Origin of the sequence: Halanaerobium saccharolyticum, assembly GCF_004362045.1 — a bacterium.
GTDB classification, from domain to species: domain Bacteria; phylum Bacillota; class Halanaerobiia; order Halanaerobiales; family Halanaerobiaceae; genus Halanaerobium; species Halanaerobium saccharolyticum_C.
Map to the genome: position 1 here is coordinate 57,980 of NZ_SNWX01000016.1, position 7,164 is coordinate 65,143.

7 protein-coding genes are annotated in these 7,164 nt (G+C 37.1%); all 7 read right to left on the reverse strand.

The window, feature by feature from the left end; all coding sequences use genetic code 11:
• Positions 1-11: 11 nt before the first annotated feature.
• The 7 genes from DFR79_RS10235 to DFR79_RS10265 are packed head-to-tail and all read right to left on the reverse strand — an operon-like array spanning position 12 to position 7,046.
• A complete protein-coding gene (locus DFR79_RS10235; RefSeq protein ID WP_133515395.1) occupies positions 12-986 on the reverse strand; it encodes an ABC transporter ATP-binding protein in 975 nt (324 codons plus the stop codon).
• A complete protein-coding gene (locus DFR79_RS10240; protein WP_133515396.1) occupies positions 986-2,014 on the reverse strand; it encodes an ABC transporter ATP-binding protein in 1,029 nt (342 codons plus the stop codon). The genes DFR79_RS10235 and DFR79_RS10240 overlap by 1 nt, the downstream gene beginning before the upstream one ends.
• A gap of 14 nt (positions 2,015-2,028) precedes the next feature.
• Entirely contained in the window at positions 2,029-2,490 is a 462-nt protein-coding gene (locus DFR79_RS10245) for a RidA family protein (protein ID WP_133515397.1), read from the reverse strand.
• Positions 2,491-2,493: 3 nt separating this feature from the next.
• Complete coding sequence (locus DFR79_RS10250) at positions 2,494-3,615, reverse strand: aminotransferase class V-fold PLP-dependent enzyme (protein WP_166638029.1); 1,122 nt, start codon at positions 3,613-3,615, stop codon at positions 2,494-2,496.
• Between the two features lie 12 nt (positions 3,616-3,627).
• Positions 3,628-5,250, reverse strand: a complete 1,623-nt coding sequence (locus tag DFR79_RS10255) for an N-acyl-D-amino-acid deacylase family protein (protein WP_133515399.1) — start codon at positions 5,248-5,250, stop codon at positions 3,628-3,630.
• On the reverse strand, positions 5,240-6,082 hold the full coding sequence (locus tag DFR79_RS10260) for an ABC transporter permease (protein ID WP_133515400.1): 843 nt from the start codon (positions 6,080-6,082) through the stop codon (positions 5,240-5,242). The genes DFR79_RS10255 and DFR79_RS10260 overlap by 11 nt, the downstream gene beginning before the upstream one ends.
• 16 nt (positions 6,083-6,098) lie before the next feature.
• On the reverse strand, positions 6,099-7,046 hold the full coding sequence (locus tag DFR79_RS10265) for an ABC transporter permease (RefSeq protein WP_133515401.1): 948 nt from the start codon (positions 7,044-7,046) through the stop codon (positions 6,099-6,101).
• Between the last annotated feature and the right edge of the window lie 118 nt (positions 7,047-7,164).

A 7,164-nucleotide genomic window follows, 5' to 3' on the forward strand; every position in this document is an offset into this window, starting at 1 on the left:
ATTCTTTAAACTTACTTATCTAATAAATGACAGGCCACAAAATGTTCAGCACCATATTCTTTAAACTCTGGCTCAACTTTTGGACATGGGTCAAAAGCTTTTGGACAGCGGGGATGAAATCTGCAGCCAGATGGAGGATCTACCGGTGAAGGTACATCTCCTTCTAAGATAATTCTATCTTTTTTCTTTCTCGGATCAGCTTCTGGAATAGCAGATAATAGTGATTGGGTATAGGGATGAATTGGATTCTTAAATAGTTCTTTTTTATCTGTTAACTCCACAATCTTACCGAGATACATTACTGCTACTCGATCACTGATGTGCTTAACTACACTTAAGTCATGGGCAATAAATAGATAGGTTAAACCAAACTCTTTCTGTAAGTCCTGCAGCAGATTAATAACCTGAGCCTGGACTGATACATCAAGTGCAGATACCGGCTCATCAGCAATGATTAGCTTGGGATCTACTGCTAAAGCTCTGGCTACACCTATCCGCTGACGCTGTCCTCCACTAAATTCATGGGGATAGCGGTTCATATATTCTTCACCCATACCAACATTTTCTAATATTTCTTTCACTCTCTCATTTTTTTCTTCCTTATTTTCAACCAGTTTGTGAATAATAAGCGGTTCACCTACAATATCAGCTACTGTCATTCTGGGATTAAGTGAGGCATAGGGATCCTGGAAAATAATCTGCATATCGCGCCTGATAGCGCGCAGATCTTTTTTATCTAGGTCCATCACACTTTTACCTTCAAATATTACCTCTCCAGCTGTAGCTTCCAGCAGGCGAAGGATTGTTCTTCCTGTTGTTGACTTACCACAACCTGATTCTCCTACCAGACCGAGTGTTTCTCCTTTTTTTACTGCAAAGGATATATCATCAACCGCTTTTACATAATCTACTGTTCGTTTAAATATTCCTGCTTTAACCGGAAAATATTTTTTTAGATTATTAACTTCTAATAAGTTCTCAGCCATTATTTTTGAACACCTCGATCCTCGTAAATTCTTTCTCCCCGTTTCTTGATCTCCTCTAAATCTTTATATCTCCAGCAGCGAACCATATGATTTCCGTCTGCATCCTCTAAAGGTGGCTCCTGATCATAACATTTGCCTTCTGCCAGAGGACAGCGGGTATTAAACTTACACCCATCTGGAAAGTTAAGTGGAGAAGGTACACTTCCTGGAATAGCTTCCAGGCGATCAACATCCTTATCCAGCTTAGGAATTGAGTTCATCAAACCCCAGGTATATGGATGTTTTGGATCTTCAAATAGTGTATTTACATCTGTATATTCTACTACCTTACCAGCATACATTACTGCTACTCTATCTGAAACTTCAGCAATTACCCCTAAGTCATGAGTAATCATCATAATTGACATGCCATAACTTTCTTTTAAAGAGTTCATCAGCTCTAAGATCTGAGCCTGAATTGTTACATCAAGTGCTGTAGTCGGCTCATCAGCAATCAGAAGCTGTGGATCACAGCTTAAAGCCATAGCGATCATCACCCGCTGCCTCATACCTCCAGATAACTGATGGGGATATTCGTCAACACGCTGCTCAGGTAGAGGAATACCTACCTTGGTCAGCATATCAATTGCCTGACGTCTTGCTTCTTTTCTATCAACCTGTTTATGAAGTATAATCGCTTCCATTATCTGATCTCCTACAGTATAAACAGGATTTAGAGAAGTCATCGGCTCCTGGAAAATCATTGAAATATCATTACCACGAATTTTTCTCATTTCTTTTTCAGGAATTTTGGTTAAATCTCTACCGCCAAAGTTTATTTCTCCAGCTTCAATTCTGCCGGGAGGTGATTCGACAAGCCTCATAATTGATAATGAGGTAACACTTTTACCACAGCCAGACTCACCCACTACTCCCAGGGTTTCTCCAGGGTATATTTCAAAATCTACCCCATCAACAGCTTTGACTACACCTTCCTCAACATAGAAGTATGTTTTTAAATTTTTAACTTCTACCAACTTTTCAGCCATTTTTTACACCTCAATCATTTTTTTACTTTTACAATCATTTCTAATTCAACTGGGATATCATCTGGAAGAACTGAAGTTCCTAGAGCAGCTCTGGCGTGGCGCCCTTTTTCACCGAAAATCTTAACCAGTAATTCCGAAGCTCCATTAACTACTTTTGGCTGCTCCAAAAAATCATCTGTACTGTTAACAAAACCTCTTAGTTTAACTATATCTTCTATTTCATCAAGTGAACCCACCACTGATTTGACTGCTGCTAAAGCATTTAAACAGCACTGCTGAGCACACTGATAGCCCTCTTCCAAACTTACACTGCCTCCTACTTTACCGATATAGATAAACTCACCGTCTTTAATTGGTCCCTGCCCTGAAACATAAACTAAGTCATTTACCTTTTTAGCAGGTATATATTCAGCTATTGGTTCTGGAGCTTCAGGTAATTCTAAACCAAGTTCCTTAATTTTTTCTTCAACACTCATTAATTATTCCTCCTTTATGATATCTTTAAATTTTTTAACAATAATTTTTTCTTCTCCCCTCTGAAGCATATGTGGATTAATTAAAAGATGGTTTTTATCAGTTTCTACAATTACCACAGGCTCATCCTGGGCTAATTTATCTCTCAGCTGTTCTTTATTAAAGCCTAAAATTTCTTCATCAACTTCAATAAACAAGCGTGGAATTGAAGCAGGCTGAGTTAAAGGCTGATCTGGATATCCAAGCTCTATTTCGAATGCCTCAATATTTTTAAGTTTTTCATACATAAAATCTGTCTGCTCCTCCCACTGTTCCATCCTTGCTTTTTGATCTTCATTTAAATAGAGCTCGATAGCTGTAGTCAATCCCATAATAGTTTCCTTGTCTAACTTCATTGGTCTACCTAAAGCATGGTTTGGATAACCATTTGCCCTACATTTATCTAAAAGCTCCTGGCGTCCCAGCATCAATCCTGAAGATTGTGGTCCTCTTAAGTCTTTCCCCCCACTAAAAAGAACAATGTCTGCACCCTGGTTGACAAATTTAGTTAAATTTTCTTTTGGAGGTAGTTCAGCTGCAGCATCAACAATCACAGGTAGATTATGACGATGAGCAATTTCTATAATCTTTTTTAAAGTTAAAGACGCACGAAACATATCTGACTGGACAAAGAAAAATACTCCGGCTGTTTTTTCATTAACAGCACCTTCCAGCTCCCAGCCAAAAGTCTCAATCGCATTTCCAATTTCAACAAATTTACCTCCAGCAGTAATTACAGCCTGATCATAGGGATTACGATGTGATTTCATGACGATAAATTCGTTTTTAAGACCATCACTTAGAGGAAGCTGCCGAGAAAGATACTTATTATTACCAGCAATACAAGCAGCTGTAGAAAGCGCCAGACCTGCTGCCGCACCGGCAGTTATTAAAGCAGCTTCTACATCTAAAAGACCAGCAATATACTGTCCACTTTTAGTGAGCAGTTCATCTATGTCTACAAACTGTTTTGAAGCTTTTTTCATAGCATCTAAAACTTCTTCTTTCATCAAAGAACCACTGTATTTGGTATAGGTACCAGCAGCATTTATAATCTTTTTTACTCCAAGCTTATTATAAGTTACCATAATCATTCTCCTTTAACTTAAAATTAATTTACCAGCCTTAACCTCCTGGTATTCACTATCTAAAACAGCAATTTTACCATTTACTATTACAGCTGAAATCCCCTGAGGATAAAAATCTGGGTTAGAAAAAGTCGGTGATTTTATCTGATCTAGATCAAAAATTACAAGATCAGCAATTTTATTTTGTTCAATCAAACCCCGGTTTTTAAGATTAAATTTTTGGGCTGGCAGTGAGGTCATTTTTCTAACTGCTTCTTCCAGATTAAGAATTTTTTTATCCCTCACATATTTACTTAAAACTTCAGTATAACTTCCATAATTTCTGGGATGAGGGTTACCAGATGCTAAAACTCCAGAATTAGATAAAGAAACTCCATCACTGCTGACCATAGATGCATAGTACTGCATAAAATTAACCACATCATCTTCATTTAAGGCTCTAGAAATCCAATCACCTGCCAGGTATTCTGTCAGCATTTTAAATAAAGCATCTACCGGCTCTACATCCCAGCTGTCAGCAATCTCTTTTAAAGTCATTCCCTCCAGACTGTGATCAGCTGGATAATTAGCAATAATCTGATTTTCTGCCCCACCTCTTCTTTTAATATTTAAGGCTACAATATCCCTTAATTCAGCCCGCACACTCTCCTGTTTCAATTCTGTCATTGCTTCTTGATTACTTTTATTACTTAAAAATTCATTTGGCAGTACATCACTGGCCATTAATCCACCTGTAGCAAGATAGGGGTACTGGTCCGCTGTCACTTCCAGCCCTCTTTCTCTTGCTTTTTCTATTAAATCTAGAACTTCTCTGGAACTTCCCCAGACATCAGGACCAAAGGCCTTAAGATGAGAAATTTCCAGAGAAACTTCAGCCTTTTCAGCAATTTCAATAATTTCCTTAACAGCATTAATAAAACCTATAGATTTAACTCCTTCATCTCGAATATGACTGGTTAGAACTCCATTTTTAGAACTTATAACTTCTGCCAGAGCAATCAATTCTGATTGATCAGCAAAATTGCCCGGAGAAAAATATAAACCCGTTGACATCCCTCTATAACCTAAATCCAGAGCTTGAGCTAAAATTTCTTGCATCTTCTTTAACTCAGCAGAAGTGGCTTCGCGGTTATCCATTCCCATTACATAGGCCCGAAGAGTCCCATGACCTAAAAGTGGAGTTAAATTAACTGTTTTTTCTACCGCTGCTAAAGCAGTTAAAAATTCTTCTGGGCTTTCCCATTCAGCTTCAAATCCATAAGTAAAACTTTTAACCTGATCAGCTGACAATTCATTATATGGAGCACCACTAATTCCACAATTACCTATGACTTCTGTTGTAACTCCCTGACGCAATTTACTCTGTGCATCAGAATCTAGAAAAAATACAAAGTCAGAATGACTGTGTACATCAATAAAACCAGGACTTAAAAATTTATTTTGGGCATCAATTATTTTTGCAGCCTCATATTTCTTCAAATTTTCAGGATCATTATCTCTAATAACCTCAACAATTTCATCTCCCTCAACGGCTAGACTTCCGTAATACCAGGGATTAGATGTACCATCAATAATCTTAGCATTTTTTATAAGCAGATCAATTTTCATTTTGAATTCATCTCCATTAAAGTTCATCTTTAAACTTCGGATCAAGTCTATCTCTTAAAGCATCACCAAAAAGATTAAAAGAAAGCACCGTAATTACAATAAATATCCCAGGGAACAGCAGCAGCCATGGTGCTCTAGTTATATAGTCCTGACTTGAGCTGAGCATATTTCCCCAGCTTGGTATCTGCGGTGGAATACCTACACCTAAAAAATCAAGTGCCGCCATCTGCAGTAGAGCAAAGGCAAAAGTGAAAGTAGCCTGAACAATAATAGGTGAAATTAAATTTGGTATGATATGCATAAATAAAACTCTTGCATTACTTGCTCCTTCCGCTACCGCTGCTTCCACAAAGGCATCTTTTCTAATTTTTAAGGTAAGTCCATATGTTATTCGAGCTGTCCTGGTCAAATAAACCGCACCTACAGCAACAATAACATTTATTATACCCTGACCTAAAATTGCCACTAAGGCCAGAGCCAGCATAATTGGAGGAAAAGCCATCACAACATCTATGATTCTCATGATAAACATCCCAAGAGTGTCAAAATAACCAGAAAGCGAACCTAAAATTACACCAAAAACTATAGAAAATATAACAACTCCAAAACCGCTGAGCACAGTAATTCTCGCTCCATAAATAATCCTGCTGAAAATATCTCGACCAAAATTATCTGTACCAAACCAGTGGGTAGAATTTGGTTTCTGCAGTCTGTCAATCGGATTTATTTTCATAGGATCATAAGGTGCAATCAGAGGGGAAAGCAGTGCCATCGAAATAATAATAAATAGAATTACAGCCCCAATAATTGTTATTTTTCTTCTAAATAATTTTTTTAAAAAACTTTTGCTTAAGCGCATTTTTTCACCACCTTAATCACTCATAACTTATTCTCGGATCTAAAAAAGCATAAGAAAGATCAGTTAATAAGTTAATAAATACATATAAAATTACTACCACAAATATTATCCCCTGAATCACAGGATAATCTCTTCTTAACACTGACTGAACAACAAGTCGGCCAACTCCCGGCAGAGAAAATACTGTTTCAGTAACAACTGTACCTGAAAGCAGAGCAATAAAAGTAAATCCAAGCGCAGAAACTATAGAGATAATGGCATTTCTAAATATATGTTTTAAAATTACAATTGATTCTTTTAACCCTTTAGCCCTGGCTGTTTTAACATACTCTTCTTTCATAACATCAAGCATACTTGATCTCGTCAGGCGAATTATTAAAGCTGAATTTGGAGCTGCAAGAGTTACACATGGTAAAATCAAGTATTTTAAATTACTAAGATTACCACTTTCAATTACTGAAGGGAAACCGGATGAAGGCAGCCAATCTAAATTAACTGAAAATAAAATCATTAAGTTTAAACCCAGCCAGAAGGTTGGTATCGAAGCTGCCAGCATAGCAAAGCCCATTGTCAGCTGATCAAGCACACTATTATATTTAACTGCAGAAATAACACCAATTGGAATTCCTAAGATTAAAATTATGAGCATTGAAAAAGTGGCAACAAAAATACTGGTTTCTGCTCTATTTTGAATAACCGAAATTACAGGACTTTGAAAAAATATAGAATTACCCAGATCACCTCTAATGGCATCTGCAAACCAGCTCGTAAATTGAATATAAATTGGTTCATTCAATCCCAGCTGCTCCCTTAAATTTTCAACCTGTTCTGGAGTTGCATTTGTCCCCAACATTACAGCTGCCGGATCTCCAGGCATTAAGTGCATAAATGAGAAGATAAGTATTGAAGCTATTAATAAGGTTGGAATTATCGTCAGTAAACGCCTAAAAGTATATGCTAACATAATCTTCCTCCTTGTAATTATAGCGTTACGTCAAATCTAATAGTTTTTTTAAAAATATTAATAGTTATCATGGTTGTCAGGTTAGAAATCTGCATTAAATGCAGGAATCCCTCCCCCT